Below are 22,485 nucleotides of genomic sequence, written 5' to 3' on the forward strand. Positions count from 1 at the left end.
AGGATCTGAAGTCATGAGTATTTCCTTGCATAAAATCCTCTTCGGCGCGGCGCCCCTGAGCCTTGGCCTGCTGGGCCTGGCGCTGCCCGCCGAACTGCTGGCGGCCGACGAAACCCTGGGCACGGTGGTGGTCACGGGGGTGCGCGGCAGCCAGCAACGCACGGTGACCGACAGCCCGGCGCCGATCGATGTCATCGACAGCGAGCAGTTGCGCAGCATCGGCCAGAACGGCCTGAAAGAAATGCTCGGGCGCTTGCTGCCGTCGTTCAACGTACCGACCATCAACGGCGGCGGCACGGCGTTCCTGGTGCGGGGGGTGAGCATGCGCGGCCTGGGCGGCGACCAGGTGCTGGTGCTGATCAATGGCAAGCGCCGGCACAATTCGGCGCTGATCAACAACGGCGCACGGGTCGGCAACGCCTCGGTGCCGGTGGACCTGGACCTGATTCCCACCGCCGCCATCGAGCGCATCGAAGTGCTGCGCGACGGCGCGGCGGCGCAGTACGGCTCCGACGCCATCGCCGGGGTGATCAACATCATCCTCAAGCGCAATGCCGAAGGCCTGACCTCCGACACCACCCTGGGCCAGTACTACGACGGCGACGGCACCACCGGCCACGAAGCCTTCAACTGGGGCAACAAACTGGGAGAGAACGGCGGCTTCATCAACCTGTCCTGGGACGCCAAACTGCAGGAACCCTACGAGCGCTCCAGTGCCGCCAGCGGCCAGCTGTACTTCAAGCAGGCCGACGGCTCGCCGGACCCCCGGGAAAGCAATCGCCAGGGCTGGGGCACCGAGTACGGCCTGGGCCGCGACCGCACCACCAGCCTGGCCTACAACGCCGAGCTGCCTCTGGAGGACGACCTCAAGCTGTACTCGTTCTCGACCCTGAGCTACCGCAACAGCAACAAGGACCTGGGGCACCGCAAGCCCACCGACATCACCAGCCTGGCGGGCATTCCCAATGCGCCTTACCCCAACGGCGGCCAGGCGCGGCGGGAAATCCACGAGACCGATTTCCAGGTCGCCGGTGGTGCCAAGGGCCTGCTCGGTGGCTGGGACTGGGACCTGTCGAGCACCTACGGCAAGGATCGCGGCGTGCTCGACACGGCCAACAACCTGAACATTTCCAATGGCCCCTACAGCCAGCACGACTTCCACCTGGGCAACCTGGTGTTCGACCAGTGGACCAACAACCTGGACTTCTCCCGGGCCCTGGACATCGGCTGGAGCAGCCCGCTGGAAACCTCCTTCGGCGTGGAATACCGCTGGGAGAAATATGCGCTGGAGGAGGGCGAGGCCAACTCCTACAACCAGGGCAGCTATGTCCCCAACACCGGGCCTTTCGCCGGTGTGGTGCCGGACCCGGGGTTGTTCTCGGTCAACGGCACGACCCCGGAAGATGCCTACAGCCTCAAGCGCCACAGTGAGGCGGCCTATATCGACCTGGGCCTGAACATCACCCCCAACTGGTACGTCGGCGCGGCGGCGCGCTACGAGAAGTACAACCTAGGGGTAGGCGACACCACCAGCGGCAAGCTCACCACCCGTTACGAGTTCCTCCCCGGGTACGCGGTGCGGGCCGCGGTGAGCAACGGTTTCCGTGCACCGTCCCTGGCCCAGAGCGTCTTTTCCACCACCAGCACGGTCACCGAATTCGGCGCCGGTGGCACCACCACCTCGGTGCGTACCAAGCAGATGCGCCCCAACTCGCCGGAAGCGGTGGCCCTGGGCGCCAGGGACCTGGAGCCGGAAACCTCGCGCAACTACAGCCTGGGGTTCACCGCCGAGCCCACCGATCGGCTGCGCCTGACGGCCGACTTCTACCTGATCGACATCGACAAGCGCATTCTCCAGACCGGCATCCTCAAGGGCCCGGCGGTGTCGCAGATCCTGGTGGAGAACGGCCTCTCGCCGAACCTCGCCGGGCAGTACTACACCAACGCTGCCGACACCCGGACCAAGGGCGTTGACCTGGTGGCGGACTACCGCCAGTCCTTCGGCGAGTACGGCACGGCGAAATGGAGCGTCGCCTACAACCACAACAAGACCACCATCCGCGACCTGGCGGACACCCCGGCGGCCCTGTCGCGCCTGGGGGCGGGGTATGTGCTGTTCGACCGCCAGCAGCAGATCGACCTGACTAAATCCACGCCCAAGGACAAGTGGATCCTCTCCGGCAACTACAAGGTCGGCGACTGGACCACCAACCTGCAGCTGACCCGCTTTGGCGAGTACACCGAAGGCTCGAACATCCCGGCCAACGACCGTACCTACAGCGCCAAGTGGATCACCGACCTGGACGTGGCCTACGACGTGACCCAGAACCTCACCGTGGCCGTGGGCGCCAACAACCTGTTCGACGTATACCCGGACAAGATCGGCCTCAAGGCCTGGGCGGGAACCTATGAATACGGAATGTTCTCGCCCTATGGCCTGGGCGGCGGCTACTACTACAGCCGCGTCAGCCTGGCGTTCTGAACGATGATCAAGCAGGCGAACGAGCACCCTGTAGCCGCTGCCGCAGGCTGCGATCGGCTGCGCAGCAGACGGCGGCTGGCGATCCTGGCGCTGCTTCTGTTCGGTAGCCATGCCCTGGCGCAGCCGGCGCTGCGGGTGTCCAGCCAGAAGCAGTCGCTGAAGATCCTGCTGCAAGCCGCCGGTGAGTTGGAGCAGGTGCCGTACCCCATCGAGTTCGCCTCTTTCGCCGCCGCCGCGCCCACCGCCGAGGCCCTGGCCGCCGGGGCGGTGGATATCGGCAGCCTGGGGGATGCGCCGTTCGTGTTCGCTGCCGCCGCCGGGGCGCCGATCAAGACCGTGGGGGTGATCAAGCTCAAGGTCACGCCGACGGCGGTGGCGATGCTGGTCAAGGACGACTCGCCGCTACGGGGCGCCGCCGACCTCAAGGGCCGGCGCATCACCACCACGCGCGGCTCCATCGGCCATTTCCTGGCCCTGGCCGCCCTGCGTTCGGTGGGCCTGCACGGCGTGGATGCGCAGTTCATCTTTCTCCAGCCGGCCGAGTCCCGCAGTTTGCTGAGCAACGGCCAGGCCGATGCCTGGTCGACCTGGGACCCCTACACCAGCATGGTGCAGATGGAAGGTGGCACCCGGGTGCTGGTCAGTGGCGAGGGGCTGTTCGCCGGGCACATGCTGCTGGTGGCCAATGACCAGGCGATCCGTGACAAGCCGGCACAGATCGCCGATTTCCTCCGGCGCCTGGACCGTGCCTATGCCTGGGCCAACCAGCACCAGCGCGAGTTTTCAAAGATCCAGGCTGGCTACAGCGGCCTGCCGTTGGAGGTGCATGAACGCTCCAATCGCTACTCGCTGCCCCGGCGCATCGGCGTCGGCCCGGCCGTGGTGGAGGACGTGCAGCACACCGCCGATCTCTACCGCGAGGAGGGCATTATTCAGAAGACTTTCGATGCCGCAGCTTACATGGATGCTCAATTCAATGAAGTTGAATGAGTGTGTGGCAGTTTTATTAATTGATCTCGGGAGGTTTTAAATAAATAAAGAGCAATAATGTCCTTCGCTTAATTTAACTATCAGCAAATTTCATAATCTTCTCGCAGCACTTTCAAAGTGCCTGTGGTGGCCGCTATTTGTCTGATTTTCGATACATTTTTAAGTTTGGATATTAGAGATAAAGGATATTTCACAAGGCCATCGCAACTGCCTAAGGTGGCCCTGAAACAAATTATTACGTTCTACCGATGTTGTACTTCGTCGCTACTTCCAGGGAATTAAGGGAGCTTGCATGTTCACAGTCACTACGGCCGACAAACTTGAAGCGCGGCATATCCTCGATGTTGTGGAAAAACGCTCTTACGGCGTTCAGCTCAAAGGTTTCTGCCCACCGGATACCTTGCAGGTGGCGCGGGATCATCTGTATCAGCAGGAACTGCGCAGTGCCTTCAGCCAGCAGCAGGAGTTCGTCCGGGTCGGCAAGGCTTATATCGAGATCCAGGATGAGCAGAGCCGGGCCGAATACCACGCCCTGGCCCTGCCCAACATTCGCAAGATCCGCAATCTGTTCCGGCCACTGGCCTCGCCCATCGACGAACTGCGCCTGCTGCTGGACGAAGTCTGGCCGCAGGGCGCGCACCTGTTGCAGGTGGACGGGCAGAAGTGTTTCGTCGGCATTGCCCGCTTCCAGGGTTCTGGGGTCGATCTCACGCCCCACACCGACAAGCTTGAACGCAATGCCCCCGAGGGCCACAGCCCGCAGTTGCTGACCCAGCTGTCCACCAACATCTACCTGGAGATCCCCGAGGATGGCGGCGAGCTGGAGATCTGGGGCATCGAGCCGGACGAGCAGGAGTACAACCGCCTCAAGGGCGAACGGGCCTACGGCATCGAACGCCACCTGCTGCCGCCGCCGGATTTCGTGGTCAAGCCCGAGCCCGGCGACCTGATCCTCCTCAACCCGCGGCTGATCCACGCCGTGCGCCCTTCGGCCAGCAGCACCCGGGTCACCCTCGGGGTCTTTATCGGTTACTACGGCGAACACCAGCCTTTGGCCTACTGGAGCTGAACTCATGAGCAAGGTGCAGGAAATCAACCTCAAGGCCTACTTCAACAAGGGCGGCGAGGAGCACGAATTCGACGGCAAGCGCGTGGTACTGGCGGTCAGCGTCGGCCAGGAATATCACGAGGACCAGAAGCTGCGGTCCACCATTCACTTGATCAACCAGTCCGGTTTCAGCCACGTCAAGGTGGTGGTGGCCGATACCCTGCAACGCCACAACAAGCACGGCAAGTCCCCCGGGGAGGCGCTGTCGGCGGCGATCCGCGATGGCGATGCCTGGCTGGCGCGCAACCAGGGCATCCTCGACGGCCTGCGGGTGCCGTACCACATCACCCGCTGGAACCAGGAACTGGCCAGCGACCGCTATGCCGAGCTGCGCCAGCAACTGAACCAGGTCTACCAGCAGCGCGAGGAACTGCGCGACGCCATCGACAGCACCATCGGCGTGTTCACCGAGCGCCTGCGCCTGCGTGACGAACACGCGGACATCGAGCGGGCGGCGGCCCAGTGCCGGGAGTACATCCTGGAAGAGATCCCGATCATCCTGCCGCTGTGGGCCGACGAGGGTTACCACTACGTGCTCTACCCGCAGCAGATGACCACGGCCATGGCCACCAGCCGCGAGTTGCTGATCGAACCCCACAGCCCGGACCGGGTGCGCTGGCTGCCCCTGAAGTTCAAGAAGCGGGGGATCCCGATTCCCTTCACCTTGCCCGGCGCCATTCACCCCAACTGGACTAGCGGCGCCATCGCCATCTGATCCGCCGCGATCAATGTAGGCGCTGGCTTGCCAGCGAAAGCGCCCTTGCCGGCGATGCCGGATTCAAGGGGCTGTTCGCCGGCAAGCGGGCTCCTACAGAGCGTTTTTTATGACTGACAAGGAGTTTCCATGGGCGTTTTTGCGCAACAGCAACGCAAATGGTGGGCATTGCTCGGTGTGAGCATCGCCAGTTTTCTCGGCTGTGTGGATTTCACCATCGTCAACACCGCGTTACCGGCCCTGCAGGCCGACCTCGGGGCCTCGGTGGACGCCCTGCAATGGGTGATCAACGGCTTCATCCTGGCCCTGTCGAGCTTCATGGTGCTGGTGGGGCGCCTGGCCGACCTGCACGGGCGCAAGCGGGTGCTGTTCATCGGCCTGACGGTGTTCGGCCTGGCTTCCCTGGCGGCCGGGCTGGCGGGGCAGATCGATACCCTGATCGGTGCGCGGGTGGCCCAGGGGCTGGCATGCGCGGTGCTCTATACCGCCTCGGGGGCGATTGTCTCCAGCACCTTCGAGACCGCCGAGCAGGGCCGGGCCTTCGGCGTGCTGTTCGGGGTCAATGGAGTGGGGCTGGCGGTCGGCCCGGTGTTGGGCGGGCTGATAACCAGCGCCTTCGGCTGGCAGTGGATCTTTCTCATCAACGTGCCCTTCGTACTGCTGAGCCTGGGCATTTGCAGCTTCAGCGTGAAGGAGTCGCGTTCGGCCGAGACCGGGGCGCGCCTGGATGGTTGGGGCGCGCTGCTGTTGCTGATCGGCCTGCCGAGCCTGGTGCTGGTGATCGTCCAGGGCGGCAGCTGGGGCTGGGGCTCACCCCTGACCCTGGCCCTGGTGGCGCTGGCGGTGCTGGCCCTGGGCGCATTCCTGGCGGTGGAGCGGCGGGTGGCCGCGCCGATCATCGACCTCAAGCTGTTCGCCAACCGGCGTTTCGTTGCCGGGGTGGCGGCCAGTTTCGGCCTGGCGCTGTTCTACTGCGTGGCGTTTTTCGTCATGCCGCTGTACCTGGCGCAGATCCGCGGCGAAACGGTGCAGGCCAGCGGCCTGCTGTTGCTGCCCACCACCCTGGGGGTGGCGCTGCTGTCACCGCTGGTGGGGCGCCTGGTGGATCGCAAGGGGCCGGCGCTGCTGATCAAGACCGGGCTGCTGCTGTTCGTGCTGTCGGCGCTGTTGCAGGCCGGTTTCGATGGCCAGACTTCGCTGCCTTATCTGCTGGGCGCCTTTGTCGTCATGGGCCTGGGGTGGGCCAGCATTCTCGGGCCGTCCACGGTGCTGGGGATTTCCTCGGTGCCCCAGGAAGTGGGTTCGGTGGCCATGGGCTCGCTGATGACCTTGCACAACGTCGGTGGCGGTGTCGGGCTGGCGGTGGGGGTGGGGCTGTTCCATCACTTTTCCGCCACGCCGCTGGACGATGCCCAGGGCGCCTTTCTCAATGGTTACCGCGCGGTGATGGGCTTTCTGGCGGTGGTCACGCTGCTGGTCTGGGCCTCGGTGAGCCTGCTCTTGCGCACGGCCCCGGCGCCGGTGCCGACGGCCGAGGAGGGCACCAGCCGTGGCTGAGCGCGGCGGGCAGATGGGGCTGGGGGCTTTTCTCTCCGGCTCCGGCGCCCATGGCGGCAGTTGGCGCCATCCCCAGGCGGATGCCGACGCCTCGTTGAATTTCCAGCGCTACCGGCACTACGCGCAAACCCTGGAGCGGGGCTGTTTCGACGCCCTGTTTCTCAACGACAACGTGGCGGTGGGGGACCTGGACCCGCGGGTACTGGCCCGCAGTTCCTACAGCCTGCGCTGGGACCCGCTGACCCTGCTGCCGGCCCTGGCGGTGGTGACCCGGCATATCGGCCTGATCGCCACCGCCAGCACCTCCTACAACGAGCCCTACAACCTGGCGCGCAAGTTCGCCTCCCTGGACCACTTGAGTGAGGGCCGGGCTGGCTGGAACCTGGTAACCGGGCTGGTCGGCGGCGAGAACTTCAACCACCCCGAACCCCTGAGCCACGCCGAGCGGTACGCCCGGGCCGAGGAGTTCTTCAGTGTGGCCAGCGGGCTGTGGGACAGCTGGGCCGACGACGCCTTTCCCCGGGACAAGGCCAGCGGCCAGTGGCTGCGCCCGGAGCGCATGCACCTGTTGCAGCACCGGGGGCGGCACTTCCAGGTACAGGGGCCGTTGAATGCACCGCGGCCATTGCAGGGCTGGCCGGTGATCGCCCAGGCCGGGTCGTCCGGGCCGGGCTGTGAGCTGGCGGCGCGCTGCGCCGAGCTGGTGTTCACCGCCCAGACCGACCTGCAGCAGGCCAAGGCTTTCTATCGCGAACTCAAGGAACGGCTTCCCGCTTACGGGCGTCATGCCGGGCAGTTGAAAATCTTCCCCGGCATCGCCCCCACGGTGGGCCGCACCCTCAACGAAGCCGAGGAGAAGTACCAGCAATTGCAGGAATTGCAGGACCCCCAAGCACAGCTCAAGGCCCTGTCCTACCTGTTGGACCTGGGTATCGACCTGTCGCATCTGCCCCTGCATGCGCAGGTGCCGTTGCTGGACGCCGCCCCCACCGAGCGGCATAAAAGCCGCCGGCACCTGGTGCAGGAACTGATCCGCCGGGAGCGGCCGAGCCTGGCGCAACTGCTGCGCAGCCTGTCGGCCAGCGGGCACAAGGTACTGGTGGGCACGCCGGGGCAGATCGTCGATGAGCTGGCTACCTGGTACCAGGAGTACGCCGCCGACGGTTTCAATGTGCTGTTCACCCATCTGCCGGGGGCCATCGACGATTTCGTGCAACTGATCACCCCCGAGCTGCAGCGCCGGGGTCTGTTTCGCCAGCGCTACACCGGCCGCAGCCTGCGCGAACACCTGGGGCTGTCGCGGGTGGAAAACCGTTTCTTCAGCCACCGGGGCAATGGCTGAATGGCTGAAAGAGTCTTTACTCTCAAGGCGCAACGCCCATCGATCACCCTAGGAGCTACAGCATGTCCGGATGGTATGAGTTGAAGAAAAGCAGCAACGGCCAGTTTCGCTTCGTGCTCAAGGCGGCCAATGCCGAGGTCATTCTCAGCAGCGAGCAGTACACCACACGCGCCGCAGCCGAGAACGGCATCGCCTCGGTGCAGGCCAACAGTCCCCTGGAAGAGCGCTACGAGCGCAAGAGCGCCAAGGATGGCAAACCCTATTTCAACCTCAAGGCGGCCAACCACCAAATCATCGGCAACAGTGAAACCTATTCCTCGGAAGCGGCCCGGGAAAAGGGCATCGCCAGCGTCAAGGCCAACGGCCCCAGCCACAACATCAAGGACCTGACGTCCGTTTAGGCCCGGCTTCACTCACCCTCGACAGCACCAGGCCCGAACCCAAGCAGCGTTCGGGCTTTGTGCTGTCAGCGGGTTTTCACAAGCACCTGGCATTTGCCTGGAGGCCGGGCGAGGGCAGCGTATTGTGATCTGGCAGGCCGCCAGCCAATTGGCGACTGGATTATGGCGCAATGCCATCATTTGTTTTATCCTCCGCGCCCGTCACCGGGCGCTCGGCAGGCTTGGCACTCTGGTTGACGTTATCAATCATTGTCCAAGGGATCTGCGACCTCATGATTCGCCCTCTCGTATTACTCGCCGCGCTGCTGGCGTTGAGCGGTTGCTACAGCCTGTCGTCCACGAAAGTTGCCGAGAGCATGCGCCCCGACTCGCAGTCGGGGGTGGCCTATGTGGTGGGGGTGGTCGGCATCTGGCCGAAGGCGGTGCACACCGCCAACGAACAAATGCTGCTGATTCGCCCGCGCGGCGGTGACGGGTTCGCCTCGGCGCGCTTGTACAACCAGATCTACGGCCGCACGCCACGGGATGTGCGCGAGACCTGGCACGGCATCGGCAGCCTGTTCGTGATGCCGCTCAAACCCGGGCGCTACGAGATCTACAACCTGCACTTCGACCGCGGCAACGCCACCGCCTGGAGCCGCGAAGATTTCTCCATCCCCTTGGAACTGGAAGCCGGCAAGGCTTATTACCTGGGTGATTTTCGCGCCGGCTGCCTGTCGGCGTCGGGGGCCAAGTGCGTGTTTCTGCACAGCGACCACCTGGAGCGCGACGCCGCCCTGGTGCGCGCCAAATACCCGCAGGTGCCGAACCTGCAACGGGTCGATCTGGAGAAAATGGAGGAGGTCACGTCGTTGATCGTCAGGGAGCAGGGGCCCAAGTCGTCGATGCTCAAGGCCATGCTGTCGGGGGATCTGTAATGCGTAATCAATTGTGGTTTTTGATGGTGCTGATGCTGGGGCTTGGCGGTTGCCAGACCAGCCACAGTCTCAAGCGGGCCGAGGTGGATTATCAGCAGCGGCTACCGGCGATCAGCGTCAGTGTGATGGGGGCCATCCCTGCCGGCCTGATCCGTGACGAACTGCGTCGTCGCGGCACCTTCGAGCAGGTGCAGCCGGGGTTCAGTGCCGATGGCTACAACGTGATCGTGATGGCCAACAGTGATTACTTCGGCTGGCAGAACATTCCCATGGGGCTGCTCAGTGCCATGACCTTGTTTATCGTGCCGGGCCGGACCACCTGGGACAGCCAGGTGATGTTCCATGTCAGCCGCGGTGACCAGGAGGTGGCCAAGTATCGGGTCAGCAACCAGACCCGCTCCTGGCGTGGGTGGGCCAACACTGATGGCGGCCAATACCAGCATGTGCGGCGCATCACCGACGACTTCATTGCGCAGATGCTGCAGGACCCGCAGTTCAAGGCCCAGGCCCCGGTGGCGCTGGACAGTCACTGAGCCACGCTTGGACGCGGCACATGCCAAAGCCCGGACGGTGTCAGCCGTCCGGGCTTTTTTTCAGGAAATCAACCCAGGCTCTGCAGCAGCGTCTGCAACTGTTGGCGACCGCTCTCGTTCAGCGCGAATACCGGCTTGCGCGGCTCGCCGGTGGGCAGCCCGGCGAGTTCCAGCCCGGCCTTGACCGTGGCCGGCAAACCGCCCTTGAGGATGAAGTCCAGCAGCGGCAACTGGCGGTAGAACAGCGCCCGGGCGCGAGCCAGGTCGTTGCTCAGCACGGCCTGATAGAGGTCGAGATTGAGCTGCGGGATCAGGTTCGCCGCCGCTGTGCACCAGCCACTGGCACCGGCAGCGAAAGCTTCCAGGGCCAGCGGGTTGCAGCCGTTGTAGAACGGCACTTGGCCTTCGCCCAGCAGTTGCAGCTTGTGCATGCGCTGGATGTCGCCGGTGCTTTCCTTGACCAGGGTGACGTTTTCCACGGCGTGGAAGATCTTCAGGATCAGTTCCACCGACATGTCGGTGCCGCTGGTGGCCGGGTTGTTGTAGAGCATGATCGGCACGCCGATGCTGGCGCCGATGGCCTGGTAGTGAGCGAGGATCTCGGCTTCGCTGAGCTTCCAGTAGGAGGCGGGCAGCACCATCACCACGTCGGCGCCCTTGGCTTCGGCAAAACGCGCGCGGCGGATGGCCTTGGCGGTGGTCAGGTCGGAGACGCTGACGATGGTCGGCACGCGCTTGGCCACGTGGCGGATGCTGAACTCGCTGACCTGGTCCCATTCGGCGTCGCTCAGGTAGGCGCCTTCGCCGGTGCTGCCCAGGGGGGCGATGGCGTGGACGCCCGCGTCGATCATGCGGTCGATGGAACGCCCGAGGGCGTCCAGGTCCAGGCCTTCGCCGTTGGGGCCGAAGGGGGTGACGGTGTAGCCGATGATGCCGTGGATCTGGGTAGTAGGCATGGTGCAACTCCTGCAAGGCATAAGGGGTGGATCAGTTCAGGCAGTCGGCGTGTTTTTTCAGGTTTTGCCGAGCGTAGTAGTTGAAGGCGGCGCTGTGGCGCTTGGGCTTGGAAATCCAGTCGTGGGCTTCGCGGCCCAGCTCCGGGAGGATCGGCTTGATGGTGCCGGCGGCCATGGCCAGCAGTTGCAGCTTGGCCGCACGCTCGATCAGTTGAGCGATCACGCAGGCTTCCTCGATGCTCGCGCCGGTGGACAGCTGGCCGTGGTGGGAAAGCAGGATCGCGCGCTTGTCGCCCAGGGCGGCGGAGATGATTTCGCCTTCTTCGTTGCCCACCGGCACCCCTGGCCAGGCTTCGAGAAAGGCGCAGTCCTCGTACAGTGGGCAGAGGTCCATGTGCGACACCGCAAGCGGCACTTCGATCATCGACAGCGCGGCGACGTGGGTCGGGTGGGTGTGGATGATGCAGTTCACGTCCGGCCGGGCGCGGTACACCCAGCTGTGGAAGCGGTTGGCCGGGTTGGGCATGCCGTGGCCTTCGAGGACCTCCAGGTCTTCGTTGACCAGCAGCAGGTTGCTGGCGCTGATTTCATCGAAGCCCAGGCCCAGTTGCTGGGTGTAGTAGGTGCCGGGTTGCGGGCCGCGGGCGGTGATCTGCCCGGCGAGGCCCGAGTCGTGGCCGTTCTCGAACAGAATGCGGCAGGTCAGGGCCAGCTTTTGTCGGTCGGTCCACGTATTATCCGCCAGGGTATTTTGCATCTGGGTCAGGGCTTGCTTGACCAGTTGGTCTTTGGGCAATGCTAATGTCTTGGCCATGTCGAAGGTCCTTTGAGAAGTGCAATGGACGTCGGATCTGCGCTTCACCTGCTGCTTGCGACGGCGCTGGGTGAATCGCGATGACACTTAAGAGGCTATATGACACTTTGTGTCATTGGCAAGCGCCAATCGTTGTTTTCTAGATGGATTAACCGCTCTACATGTCTATCCGTTTGAAATTACTGAGAAAAAAACTGGGCGTGACCCTGGAAGCCCTGGCCGAGAAATCCGGGATGACCAAGAGCTATCTGTCGAAAGTCGAGCGCGGGCTGAACACGCCGTCGATCGCTGCCGCGTTGAAGCTGGCCAAGGCGCTGAACGTCAAGGTCGAGGAACTGTTCGCCGAGGACAGCATCAGCCTCGACAGCTACAGCCTGGTGCGCAGCGACCAGCGCCAGTCACTGGCGGCCAATGGGCAGGTCCCGGGTTATGCGGTGCTGGCCCATCAGGTCAGCGAGCGCAACCTGCTGCCGTTCATCATCTACCCGGCCCGGGAATTCAGTGACAAGACCTTCAAGGAACACCTGGGGGAGGAGTTCCTGTTCGTCCACGAAGGCCAGGTGGAAGTGGATTTCATGAACGAGCGGGTGATTCTCAACCGTGGCGATGCACTGCACTTCAATGCGCAGAAACCCCACCGCATCCGTTCCGTGGGGGACGAGCAGGCGCAGTTGCTGGTGGTGGTGCACAGCAGCGAGGACTGAAGGCGTTCAGCGCCGCCAGGAGCCGGCTGGTTGGCGAATGAGCACCAAGACATGCATCGCCCTGGCGGACGTCTTCGCTGGCAAGCCAGCTCCTACAGGGCGGGAGTGCTCAGCGCTCCACGGGCACCGACAGGGCCGGGTTGCCCAGGGCGTGGGTCTTGGAGTCGAAGAAACGCAGACTCAGGTCCAGGCCTTCGAACAGCTTGGCGTAGTGGCGTTTCTGGTGCTGGATGAACGCCGCGCTGCGCGGGTAGATGGAGATCGCCAGGGTCTGGGTCGCCGACTGGCGGATCGCCTGGACCAGGTGGCTGTCCTGGGGCCCCAGGTTGTGGCCGAAGATGCACAGCGCGCCGCTGTGATCCAGCAACTGCTGGTAGCAGAACGACAGGTAATCCGAGCTGCGGATGGTCTTGAGCTTGTCCGCCAGCGGCCCCTCGCTGACGAACAGCGGCACGTCGTCCAGGGTCTTGAGGGTGTTGTTGATGGCGAAGCTGCCCAGCAGGGTGCCTTCGGTGGAGGTCAGCTTGCGCGCGCTGCCGTCCAGGTTGCGCACCAGGTGCAGGCCGCCATGCAGGTAGAGGATGCGGGTCGGGGCGCTAGGGGCGCTGCCCAGTTCGAAGGCCGGATCGGCACCGTGGAACAGGTCGTCGATGCCTTGGCTGTCCTGTTGCACGGCCCAGTAGTTGAGCAGGTCATAGTTGCTGGTGAACACCGTGGGATAGCGCCGCAGTTCCTGGTTGATCGCCGCCAGGCTCTGCTCCTGGACCAGGCGCCAGGGAATGTGCACCGCGTGCACGGTGTTGATCAGCGCTTCCTTGATGGCGTAGTAGCGATTGCGCGGCGCCGCCGAGCTGACTGCCAGGGCCTTGTTGACTCGGCTGGTGGTTTTCAGGGCGCCCAGTACCTGCTCGAAACTGCGGGTCTGCAGGGCCTCGAATACGCTGAGCTCGGACTGGCTGAGGGGTTTTTCTTCCACTGTGCGAGCGTTTTCGAACAGTGAGTCGTAGGCAAAGTCTTCCCACACGGCACGGCTGGCGCCGTTGCCGATCAGCAGGCCACTGAACGGTGTGCTGGCACCCAGGGCGTTCCAGTCTTCAAGTTCGGCATCAAATTCCTGGAAATCCATCATCGCGGTCATCGGTCTCAAGGCTGGAGGTATTTCGGCTGGCGACTTTATCACGACCGACCCTTGAGCCAGATCAACAACGCCGGTGACCGATCGGTCGATCCTGTTTGGCAAACATTGCATCGACACCGTGAAATCGGCATTCGCCGGGAGACCTTCTGATGAGCAGCACCTTTTTCATTCCAGCCGTGAACATCATGGGCATCGGCTGTCTCGACGAGGCCATGAGCGCCATCCGCAACTATGGATTTCGCAAGGCGCTGATCGTCACTGACACGGGCCTGGCCAAGGCTGGCGTGGCCAGCATGGTGGCCGAGAAGCTGGCCATGCAGGACATCGATTCGGTGATCTTCGACGGTGCCAAGCCCAACCCGAGCATTGCCAACGTCGAGCAGGGCCTGGCGCAATTGCAGCAGGCACAGTGCGATTTCGTCATCTCCCTGGGCGGCGGATCGCCCCATGACTGCGCCAAGGGCATTGCCCTGTGTGCCACCAATGGCGGGCAGATCCGCGATTACGAAGGCGTCGACCAGTCGGCCAAGCCGCAACTGCCCTTGATCGCCATCAACACCACCGCCGGCACTGCCAGCGAAATGACCCGTTTCTGCATCATCACCGACGAATCGCGCCACGTGAAAATGGCCATCGTCGACCGCAACGTCACGCCGTTGCTGTCGGTGAACGATCCGGCACTGATGGTGGCGATGCCCAAGGGCCTGACCGCCGCCACCGGCATGGATGCCCTGACCCACGCGGTGGAAGCCTATGTGTCCACCGCCGCCAACCCCATCACCGACGCCTGCGCCCTGAAGGCCGTGGAAATGATCAGCGCCAACCTGCGCCAGGCGGTGCACGACGGCAACGATCTGCTGGCACGGGAGAACATGGCCTATGCGCAGTTCCTCGCCGGCATGGCATTCAACAATGCGTCCCTGGGTTTCGTGCACGCCATGGCCCACCAGCTGGGCGGCTTCTACGACCTGCCCCATGGCGTGTGCAACGCGGTGCTGTTGCCCCATGTGCAGAGCTTCAACGCCACGGTATGCGCCCAGCGCCTGACCGATGTGGCCCACGCGCTGGGCGCGGACATTCGCGGTTTCAGCCCGGAAGAGGGCGCCCAGGCGGCCATCGCGGCGATCCGCACCCTGGCCCGTGATGTGGAGATTCCCGCCGGTTTGCGCGAGTTGGGCGCCAAGTTGCAGGACATTCCGCTATTGGCGGCCAATGCCCTCAAGGACGCCTGCGGCCTGACCAACCCGCGTCCGGCGGATCAGCGGCAGATCGAGGAGATTTTCCGCAACGCGTTCTGAGGGACGGGACCCTTCGCTGGCAAGCCAGCGAAGGGTTCATCCGCACGCCCGGCACCACAGACTCCCGAGCAACTGCTCCCGGCGTTGAAAGCGCCCGCGCCGCGGAGGATAGTGCGACCTGAAATGGCGCTCTATCCGCCTGTCACAAGGAGTCGTGAATGATCCGTTGCTCTTCCCTGGCCCCGCTTCTGGGCAGCCTGGCCCTGCTGGCCGGTGCCACATCCGCCGCCGCCCAGTGCCTGCCGCCGCCACGCAATGCCGAAGTCCCGGGCTTTTCCCTGTGCAAGGACTGGCCGGCCTTTGCCGACCAGAGCATCAGCCTGCTGTCCGAGCAGGTTCCGGACCCCAGCGACACCGGCACCGATGACGGCACCTACAACCTGCAACTGGCAGTGCTGGACCGCAGCAGCGGACAGGCCCTGGCCAGCTATGAGCAGCCTGCCGCCTTTGTCTCCGACGCCTTTCGCCTGGAGAGCGTGAAGCTCGATACCGGGCGCTTCCAACTGACGCCTCAGGTTCGAGCGTTCGGGGTCCGGGCCGCGTTCGAGGGTTCATCCAGGGTCAACCCCTTCAATCAGACCTGGCTCAGCCTCTACGTGCGCGAGGGCAGCACCCTGCGCCCGGTGCTGGAGAAGTTCGTGGCCCATTCCTACAACGGCGAATGGGATGGCCAGTGCGCCGGCGAGGGCACTAAAACCACGCGCACCCTGGATATCGCCAAGACCCGCAGCCACGGTTACGCCGACCTGATCGTGCGTTCGGTCAGCGTCAGTACCCAGAGCAAAAAAGTCGGGGAAGAATGCCAGTCCACCTCCGTGGCCGCCAAACCGGTGGTCAGCACCCTGCACTACGATGGCCAACGCTACGTCCTGCCCAATGGCTTCAGTGGCATCTGATACCGGCGAGCGATAAGGAAGCTTGATGAACCTGCTTGAACAATCGACCCGCGGGCTGGTGCTGTGCGCGTTGCTGGGCGTGGCGACGATGGCGCTGGCCGAGTGCGACAACAGCCCCAATTCCCCGGGAGAACTCCACGTCTGCAAACCCTGGCCGGCGGAAGACGGCATCAACATCGGGGTTCGAGCAACGCCGATGCAAGGGGCCGAAAACGCCAAGGCACCTCGCTACAACCTGGATGTGGCGCTGCTGCTCGACGACAGCGGCTGGGCCGTGGCCAGCTACAACAAGGACCTGGCCCGGCGTTCCGATGGCTTGGCCTTGCAGGGGTTGCAGATCGATACCGGGCGTTACCAGTTGAGCGAGGAGGAGCGGGCCTTTGGCCTGCGGGCCACCTACCGCCGTACCTCAAGCACCCACCCCCATGAGAAAACCGTGCTGACCCTGTTCGTGCGTGATGGCAAGGGCCTTCCGCCGAGGCTCGAAGGGCTGGTGGTGGATGAGCGCCGCGCTGAGCTCGGCCGGGGCGGTGAGTGTGTCGGGCGCAGCCGGACCCTGCACCGGACCCTGGAACTGGGCAACGGCCAGCGCAACGGCCATGCCGACCTGCTGGTGCGTACGCGAATCGTCGACACCGAGCATTTCAAGGGGCCGGCCGGTTGCGAGAGCCGCGACCTGGCGCCCAGGGACAGCCGTGTCACCTTGCACTACGACGGCCAGCGCTACCCCTTGGCGAAAACCTTGACGGGAGCGTGAACCATGCTCAAGGGGCTCAACCACCTGAGCCTGGCCGTCAGCGATCTGGCCTCGCGATTGCTGGCCTGGCGCGATCATCCTTACCCGGGAATGCGCTTTTACTCCGCCGATTGAGAGACTGTTCCACAGGGGCAGCTGACGAAAGCGGCTGGTGGCAAGGTGCCTTGATCGTGCAGAATCCGCCACATTCCCCCTGTGCCTGGCGTTTTTGTCAGGCGCATCGTCCTGGAGTCTTGCTGATGACCTCATCGCTGTTGCTGGCTGTTATCGCCTCGGGTTTCATTTATGCGATCACCCCCGGGCCCGGAGTGCTGGCGGTGTTCGGCATCGGCGCGGCCCGCGGGCGGCAGGCGGGGGCCGGGTTTCTCTGCGGGCACATGCTGGGCGACGTGGTCTGGTGCAGCACGGCGCTGATCGCCATTGTCGGGGCCCGGGAGATCGGCAGCGATGCGTTCAATATCCTCGGCGTGCTCAGCGGCCTGTACCTGTTCTGGCTCGGCTTGCGGGCCATCCGCAGTAAACCGCGCGATGGCGACGAACCCCAGGGCCCGGCGCGCAACCCGTTCTGGCACGGGATCCTGTTCGGCCTGACCAATCCCAAGGCTTATCCGGTGGCGGTGGCAACCTTCACCGCGCTGCTCTCCAGCCGCGCGGAGCTGTTGACCTGGTCGATGCTGCCGGGGCTGATTGCCCTGAGTTTCCTTGGCGGCCTTGGCGCATACGCTATCCTCATCGGCATCGTCGGCGCGCGTAAGGTACGCAATTGGTACCAGCGCCACGAGCTGGCGATCACCCGGGTCTGCGGGGTGATGTTCATCGGTTTCGCGATCAATGCCCTGCTGCACGCAGTGCCAGGGTTGGTCGGCAACAAGGCGTGACGCGCCGCGCGGGTTGCGACGGTGTGCAGTTGCAGGCTTCGGCCTGCGACCGGGCTCAAGGGATGGGTACTCAGTGCATTTTTCATGGGTAGTAGCTTTCTCTGATGGCAACCAAGAACTCCGCGCCTCTGGCCAGTTTCATCGACCTGCTCCTGGACGCCGTGTGCGCCGTGGATGTCGAGGGTCGCTTCGTGTTCGTCAGCGCCGCTTGTGAGCGGGTCTTCGGCTACACCGCCGACGAGCTGATCGGCCGCCCGATGATCGAGCTGGTGCACCCGGCCGATCGTGAACGTACCTTGCAGGCCGCCCGGGAAATCATGGGCGGGGTGCCCAAGCCGAATTTCGAGAACCGCTACGTGCGCAAGGACGGGCGGGTGGCGCATATTCTCTGGTCGGCGCGCTGGTCGGAAGTGGATCAGTTGCGCATCGCCGTGGCCCGCGACATCACCGAGCGCAAGCAGGCGGAGTCCCGGCAGGCGGCGCTGTACGCGATTTCCGAGGCGGCCCATGCCACCGAAGACCTGCTGGTGCTGTTCCGGCATGTGCATCGGATCATCGGCGAATGGCTGCCGGCGCTGAACTGTTCCCTGGCGCTCTACGACGAGCGCAGCGCCAGCCTGAGTTTTCCCTATCATGTCGATGACTGCGAGGGCAGCCCGGAACTGCCGGGCACCTTGATCGAACGCTTCTGCGTCGAGGTGCTGCAATGCGGCCAGCCCTTGCTGCTGGCGCCGGAGTGCCCGGTGAACCGGGTGCTCTGGAGCGAATTCGCGGCTATCCAGGGTTCGCGCTGCTGGCTGGGCGTGCCGCTGAATTCGCAAAAGGGCACCATCGGCGTGCTGATGGTCAAGAGCGCCCCGGGCACCGAAAGCTACAGCGAACAGGACCAGGAACTCTTGCAGTACGTCAGCGCGCAGCTGGCCGCGGCCATCGAACGCAAGCAGCTGCATGCACGCCTGCACTACATGGCCGAATACGATCAATTGACTCACCTGCCCAACCGCGAACTGCTGCGCGAGCGCCTGCGTTCGGCCCTGGCTCGGGCCCGGCGCGAGTCGGGGCGCATGGCCCTGCTGTATGTCGACCTGGACAAGTTCAAGGAGGTCAACGACACCTGCGGGCACGCGGTGGGGGACATGCTGCTGCAAGCGGTGGCCAACCGGCTCAAGGGCTGCGTGCGGGAAACCGACACCGTGGCGCGGATCGGTGGCGACGAGTTCGTGATCCTGCTGGAGAGCGTGCAGCACAGCGAGGATGCCCAGCGGGTAGCGGAGAAGATCCGGCGGACGCTGGGCGAGCCGCTGCGCCTGGACGGCCACTCGTTGAACATCCTGCCGAGCATCGGCATCGGCCTGTATCCCGAGCATGGCCTGGAGGAAAAACAGCTGTTCAAGCACGCCGACGAAGCCATGTACGCGGTCAAGCGGGCACAGAAAAGCCGCTCCAACGCCTGAGCCGGCAAGCACCGGATGAAGCCCTGGCCCGGCCGTGCCGGGGTTCACCGTTCGTCGTGCAAGCGAGGGTTTTTCTAAACCTTTGCGCCCCCCACCTTTCCCTATGCAGACGGGAGCCATGGCTTCCGGCAGATCAATTTGCAAGCGGAGAGCCACCTCATGAACCCCATGGCTACAGTCATGCGCGGTGCCGGACTGGCACTGCTCCTGGGCCTTGGCGCCACCAGCGCCCTGGCCCAGTCCCCCGCGGATTTCATCGACGACGCCTCGGCCAAGGGCATGGCCGATATCGAAGCCAGCCGCCTGGCCCACCAGCAGACCTCATCCAAGGCGGTCAAGGAATACACCATCCAGGTGATCAACGACCGCACCACCGCCAACCAGCACCTGGCCAAGATCGCCAAGCAGCTGGACTTGCCGGTCGCCCCCCGGGACCAGGTGATGGACCAGGCCAAGCGCCTGATGCCCCGCGTACCTGAAACCGAGGGCGAGGACTTCGATCGTGCCTACGCCGCCAGCCAGGTCAAGGCCACCGAAGAAGCCATCGAGCAGATCCAGCAGCAGGCGCAGACCAGCGAGGTGCCGGAGCTCAAGGCATTTGCCGAAGAGACCCTGCCCAAGCTGGAAAACCACCTGCAGATGGCCAAGGCCCTGCAGGCCGGGCGCCGGTCCGACCGGCTGGACGGTTGAGCCCCGCCGTTGCCCCATCCTTGCCCTTTAGTTGGAGAGCACCATGTCGACTCAATCCGTATCCAATCAGTACGCGATGCAGGATCCCCTGACCCAGTACCCCCAGCCGGAATTTCCCGACCAGCCGCAAACGGCGCCGGGCATCGACCAGGACATGATCCCCCGTCCCGACCACGGCGAGCACAGCTATCACGGGTTTGGCCGGTTGCTGGGGCGCAAGGCCCTGATCACCGGCGGCGATTCGGGTATCGGCCGCGCAGCGGCCATTGCCTATGCCCGTGAAGGCGCGGACGTCGCCATCAACTACCTGCCCGAGGAGGAGCGCGACGCCCGCCAGGTGATAGAGCTGATCAAGGCCGCCGGGCGCAAGGCCGTTGCGCTTCCCGGCGATATCAGCGACGAACGTTTCTGCCGCGACCTGGTGCGCCGTGCCCATGAGCAACTGGGTGGGCTGGACATCCTGGTCAACGTGGCGGGCAAGCAGGTGGCGCAGGAGGACATCGCCGACATCAGCACCGCTCAGTTCGACGCCACCTTGAAGACCAACGTGTATGCCTTGTTCTGGATCTGTCAGGCGGCCTTGCCGCTGATGCCGGCTGGCGCCACGGTGATCAACACCGCGTCGATCCAGTCCTACCAGCCTTCGGCCAGCCTCCTGGATTACGCCACCACCAAGGCGGCGATCGTGGCTTTCACCAAGGCCCTGGCCAAACAGGTGATCGGGCGGGGTATCCGGGTCAACGCCGTGGCGCCGGGGCCGATCTGGACCGTACTGCAACCCAGTGGTGGCCAGCCTCGGGAAAAGATCCCGCAGTTCGGCCTGCAAACCCCCATGAAGCGTCCGGGGCAGCCGGCCGAATGCGCTCCCCTGTACGTGCTATTGGCGTCGCAGGAATCGAGCTACATCACCGGCGAAGTGTTCGGGGTCACCGGCGGCAACCCTCTGCCCTAGGATGATCGGCGCAGGGGCCTGCCTTCGCCGAGCCGATCTCAGCACTGGTTGAGATCGGTCTTGTCCTGCTGGCTGGAGGTGCTGACGGACAGCTCGGAATCGCCGCCCTGGCCGATCTCGCGGTATTCGCGGCGCATCTGCTCCAGCTGCTTGAGGTCCAGCCCGTCCAGGCTGAGCATGGCGTTGTGGGCCGCCTTGGTGGCCCGCAGCAGCTCGTCGATCTTCAAGTGCAGAATGTCGTTGTCGCGGTTCTGGGTGTTCTGGATCAGGAACACCATGAGGAAGGTGATGATGGTGGTGGAGGTATTGATGATCAACTGCCAGGTGTCGTTGAAGTGAAACACCGGCCCGCTGAGCCCCCAGATCAGAATCAGCAACAGCGCGCCGAGAAAGGTTTTCGGGCTGCCGGCCCACATCGACAGCGCTTGCGAAATCTTCGAGAACTTCATGGCCGTGTTCCTTATGGGGAGGTGTCTGAAGGTGTGACAGCAGGGCTCTGGCGAAAGTGCTTTTTTCGTTAATTCACCGAGGTATGAGGGCTCCTGATGGGAGCTGTTTTATCTTTTACCCAGCTGCCTGGCAGTAACCTGTGTTTGAGTTGACGGGGATGTCTGTCTTTGTACGGGTTTGTGGCTAGTATCAATGGCGTTCAAAGTGCCATCACGCTAATACACGGATCGGAAACTGTCAGAGGTCTCTCATGGAATTTCTTGAAAAACTCACCAGTCTTGCTGCCAAGGTACGTCTACAAGGCGCGGCCATTCAAACCGAAGAGGCGACGAAAAACGCGTTCGTCATGCCTTTCATCAGTACGGTCCTGGGCTATGACGTTTTCGATCCCATGGAGGTGACGCCAGAGTTCGTCTGCGATGTCGGGACCAAGAAGGGCGAGAAGATTGATTACGCGATCATCAAGGATGGCGAGGTGCAGATGCTTATCGAGTGCAAGAAAATCGGTGAGCCGTTACACATCAATCATGCATCCCAGTTGTTTCGTTACTTTCACGTGACCAGCGCACGTATATCCATCCTCACTAATGGTCAGGTCTATAAGTTTTTCACGGACCTGGATGCGCCGAACAAGATGGATGAAAAGCCTTTCCTTGAGCTTGATCTGCTGGACATTGATGAGTACTCGGTGCCGGAGCTGATCAAGCTGACCAAGTCGGCGTTTGATGTCGAGTCGATTCTCAGCGCAGCGGGCGAATTGAAGTATGTCAGTCAGATCAAGAAGGTCGTCGCTTCACAAGTCAGCAAGCCGGACGATGACTTTGTGAAGGTCTTTGCATCGCGAGTCTATGAAGGCGTGATCACGCAAAAAGTACGCGATCAGTTTTACGAACTGACGCGCAAAGCCATCGGTCAGTTCCTCAATGATCAGATCAATGATCGTTTGAAGTCCGCCATGAGCGGGGCTAATCAGGTTCTCATTCCCCAGCATTCGGCACCCCTCAACGATGAAGCGGGAGTCGATGAGGAGGAGCGCACAGATGAGAAGATCTTCACGACACTGGAGGAGCTTGAGGGATATCACATCGTACGAGCGGTGGTGCGCTCGGTGGTTGATGCCAAGCGTATCGTGCAACGCGACACTCAGAGCTATTTCGGCATCCTGCTTGACGATAACAATCGCAAGCCGATTTGCCGTTTGCATTTCAATAGATCACAGAAGTACATCGGTATTTTCGACCAGGACAAGGTTGAGACTCGCCATCCCATCAACTCTGTCGACGAGATCTACGAGTACTCGGAACATCTAAAGAAGACGGTGGGTTTTTATGACTAGGTGACCGGGCTCGCAGTGAAACTGGCGAAGGCGGCAGGAGGGGCGCTTCCTGGCCGCTGGAGCAGAGCAATTGGCTGCCCGCTTACACCTCACAACACTCCTTCGCACAATAAAACA

At 63.4% G+C, this 22,485-nt stretch carries 22 protein-coding genes; 18 read left to right on the top strand and 4 right to left on the bottom strand.

The window, feature by feature from the left end; genetic code table 11:
- Window positions 1-13 precede the first annotated feature (13 nt).
- The 9 genes from AC1RL5_RS09010 (at window position 14) to AC1RL5_RS09050 (ending at window position 10,045) form a co-directional block, all read left to right on the top strand.
- Window positions 14-2,482 (top strand): TonB-dependent receptor plug domain-containing protein, encoded by a 2,469-nt coding sequence (locus AC1RL5_RS09010; protein WP_492589245.1) that lies wholly within the window; start codon window positions 14-16, stop codon window positions 2,480-2,482.
- Window positions 2,483-2,485: 3 nt separating this feature from the next.
- A complete protein-coding gene (locus tag AC1RL5_RS09015) occupies window positions 2,486-3,472 on the top strand; it encodes an aliphatic sulfonate ABC transporter substrate-binding protein (protein WP_492589246.1) in 987 nt (328 codons plus the stop codon).
- 292 nt (window positions 3,473-3,764) lie between these two features.
- Complete coding sequence (locus tag AC1RL5_RS09020) at window positions 3,765-4,541, top strand: 2OG-Fe(II) oxygenase (protein ID WP_011059730.1); 777 nt, start codon at window positions 3,765-3,767, stop codon at window positions 4,539-4,541.
- A gap of 4 nt (window positions 4,542-4,545) precedes the next feature.
- Window positions 4,546-5,295, top strand: coding sequence for a tRNA-dependent cyclodipeptide synthase (locus AC1RL5_RS09025; protein ID WP_492589247.1), 750 nt, complete (start codon window positions 4,546-4,548; stop codon window positions 5,293-5,295).
- A gap of 129 nt (window positions 5,296-5,424) precedes the next feature.
- Window positions 5,425-6,852: an MFS transporter gene (locus tag AC1RL5_RS09030; RefSeq protein ID WP_072451077.1), complete on the top strand. Its 1,428-nt coding sequence runs from the start codon at window positions 5,425-5,427 to the stop codon at window positions 6,850-6,852.
- A 13-nt stretch (window positions 6,853-6,865) separates the two neighbouring features.
- Window positions 6,866-8,194, top strand: coding sequence for an LLM class flavin-dependent oxidoreductase (locus AC1RL5_RS09035; RefSeq protein WP_072451354.1), 1,329 nt, complete (start codon window positions 6,866-6,868; stop codon window positions 8,192-8,194).
- A gap of 62 nt (window positions 8,195-8,256) precedes the next feature.
- The gene (locus AC1RL5_RS09040) at window positions 8,257-8,595 is read left to right on the top strand and encodes a YegP family protein (protein ID WP_011059734.1); all 339 of its coding nucleotides are present in this window, start codon (window positions 8,257-8,259) and stop codon (window positions 8,593-8,595) included.
- Between the two features lie 272 nt (window positions 8,596-8,867).
- Entirely contained in the window at window positions 8,868-9,512 is a 645-nt protein-coding gene (locus tag AC1RL5_RS09045) for a hypothetical protein (protein ID WP_011059735.1), read from the top strand.
- Entirely contained in the window at window positions 9,512-10,045 is a 534-nt protein-coding gene (locus AC1RL5_RS09050) for a hypothetical protein (RefSeq protein WP_072443233.1), read from the top strand. Before AC1RL5_RS09045 ends, AC1RL5_RS09050 begins: the two co-directional genes overlap by 1 nt.
- A 68-nt stretch (window positions 10,046-10,113) precedes the next feature.
- Here AC1RL5_RS09050 and AC1RL5_RS09055 read toward each other — a convergent pair whose 3' ends face one another.
- On the bottom strand, window positions 10,114-11,001 hold the full coding sequence (locus AC1RL5_RS09055) for a dihydrodipicolinate synthase family protein (protein WP_011059737.1): 888 nt from the start codon (window positions 10,999-11,001) through the stop codon (window positions 10,114-10,116).
- 31 nt (window positions 11,002-11,032) lie between these two features.
- Window positions 11,033-11,815 (bottom strand): aldolase, encoded by a 783-nt coding sequence (locus AC1RL5_RS09060; RefSeq protein ID WP_011059738.1) that lies wholly within the window; start codon window positions 11,813-11,815, stop codon window positions 11,033-11,035.
- Window positions 11,816-11,976: 161 nt separating this feature from the next.
- Between AC1RL5_RS09060 and AC1RL5_RS09065 the strand changes: the two genes are divergently transcribed.
- Complete coding sequence (locus tag AC1RL5_RS09065) at window positions 11,977-12,519, top strand: helix-turn-helix domain-containing protein (protein ID WP_015634479.1); 543 nt, start codon at window positions 11,977-11,979, stop codon at window positions 12,517-12,519.
- Window positions 12,520-12,628: 109 nt separating this feature from the next.
- On the opposite strand, the gene AC1RL5_RS09070 is transcribed toward AC1RL5_RS09065, so the two are convergent.
- Complete coding sequence (locus tag AC1RL5_RS09070; protein WP_041752724.1) at window positions 12,629-13,648, bottom strand: DUF4917 family protein; 1,020 nt, start codon at window positions 13,646-13,648, stop codon at window positions 12,629-12,631.
- 158 nt (window positions 13,649-13,806) lie between these two features.
- Between AC1RL5_RS09070 and yiaY the strand changes: the two genes are divergently transcribed.
- From yiaY to AC1RL5_RS09105, 7 genes are all read left to right on the top strand, one after another.
- Entirely contained in the window at window positions 13,807-14,955 is a 1,149-nt protein-coding gene (gene yiaY / locus AC1RL5_RS09075) for an L-threonine dehydrogenase (RefSeq protein WP_011059741.1), read from the top strand.
- A gap of 158 nt (window positions 14,956-15,113) precedes the next feature.
- Window positions 15,114-15,851: a PA3715 family protein gene (locus AC1RL5_RS09080; protein ID WP_053149500.1), complete on the top strand. Its 738-nt coding sequence runs from the start codon at window positions 15,114-15,116 to the stop codon at window positions 15,849-15,851.
- A gap of 25 nt (window positions 15,852-15,876) precedes the next feature.
- Entirely contained in the window at window positions 15,877-16,608 is a 732-nt protein-coding gene (locus AC1RL5_RS09085) for a PA3715 family protein (RefSeq protein WP_072451073.1), read from the top strand.
- A 239-nt stretch (window positions 16,609-16,847) separates the two neighbouring features.
- A complete protein-coding gene (locus AC1RL5_RS09090) occupies window positions 16,848-17,486 on the top strand; it encodes a LysE family translocator (protein WP_011059744.1) in 639 nt (212 codons plus the stop codon).
- A 104-nt stretch (window positions 17,487-17,590) separates the two neighbouring features.
- Window positions 17,591-18,940: a sensor domain-containing protein gene (locus tag AC1RL5_RS09095; protein ID WP_011059745.1), complete on the top strand. Its 1,350-nt coding sequence runs from the start codon at window positions 17,591-17,593 to the stop codon at window positions 18,938-18,940.
- Between the two features lie 159 nt (window positions 18,941-19,099).
- The gene (locus AC1RL5_RS09100) at window positions 19,100-19,630 is read left to right on the top strand and encodes a DUF4142 domain-containing protein (RefSeq protein WP_093404236.1); all 531 of its coding nucleotides are present in this window, start codon (window positions 19,100-19,102) and stop codon (window positions 19,628-19,630) included.
- Window positions 19,631-19,673: 43 nt separating this feature from the next.
- Window positions 19,674-20,582 (top strand): SDR family oxidoreductase, encoded by a 909-nt coding sequence (locus AC1RL5_RS09105; RefSeq protein ID WP_072451070.1) that lies wholly within the window; start codon window positions 19,674-19,676, stop codon window positions 20,580-20,582.
- A 38-nt stretch (window positions 20,583-20,620) separates the two neighbouring features.
- On the opposite strand, the gene AC1RL5_RS09110 is transcribed toward AC1RL5_RS09105, so the two are convergent.
- Entirely contained in the window at window positions 20,621-21,031 is a 411-nt protein-coding gene (locus AC1RL5_RS09110; protein ID WP_072451069.1) for a low affinity iron permease family protein, read from the bottom strand.
- 251 nt (window positions 21,032-21,282) lie between these two features.
- Here AC1RL5_RS09110 and AC1RL5_RS09115 point away from each other — a divergent pair, with 251 nt between their 5' ends.
- A complete protein-coding gene (locus AC1RL5_RS09115; protein ID WP_015634486.1) occupies window positions 21,283-22,368 on the top strand; it encodes a type I restriction endonuclease in 1,086 nt (361 codons plus the stop codon).
- Window positions 22,369-22,485: the final 117 nt, after the last annotated feature.

This window comes from Pseudomonas sp. GW822-FHT06D10 (assembly GCF_058799535.1).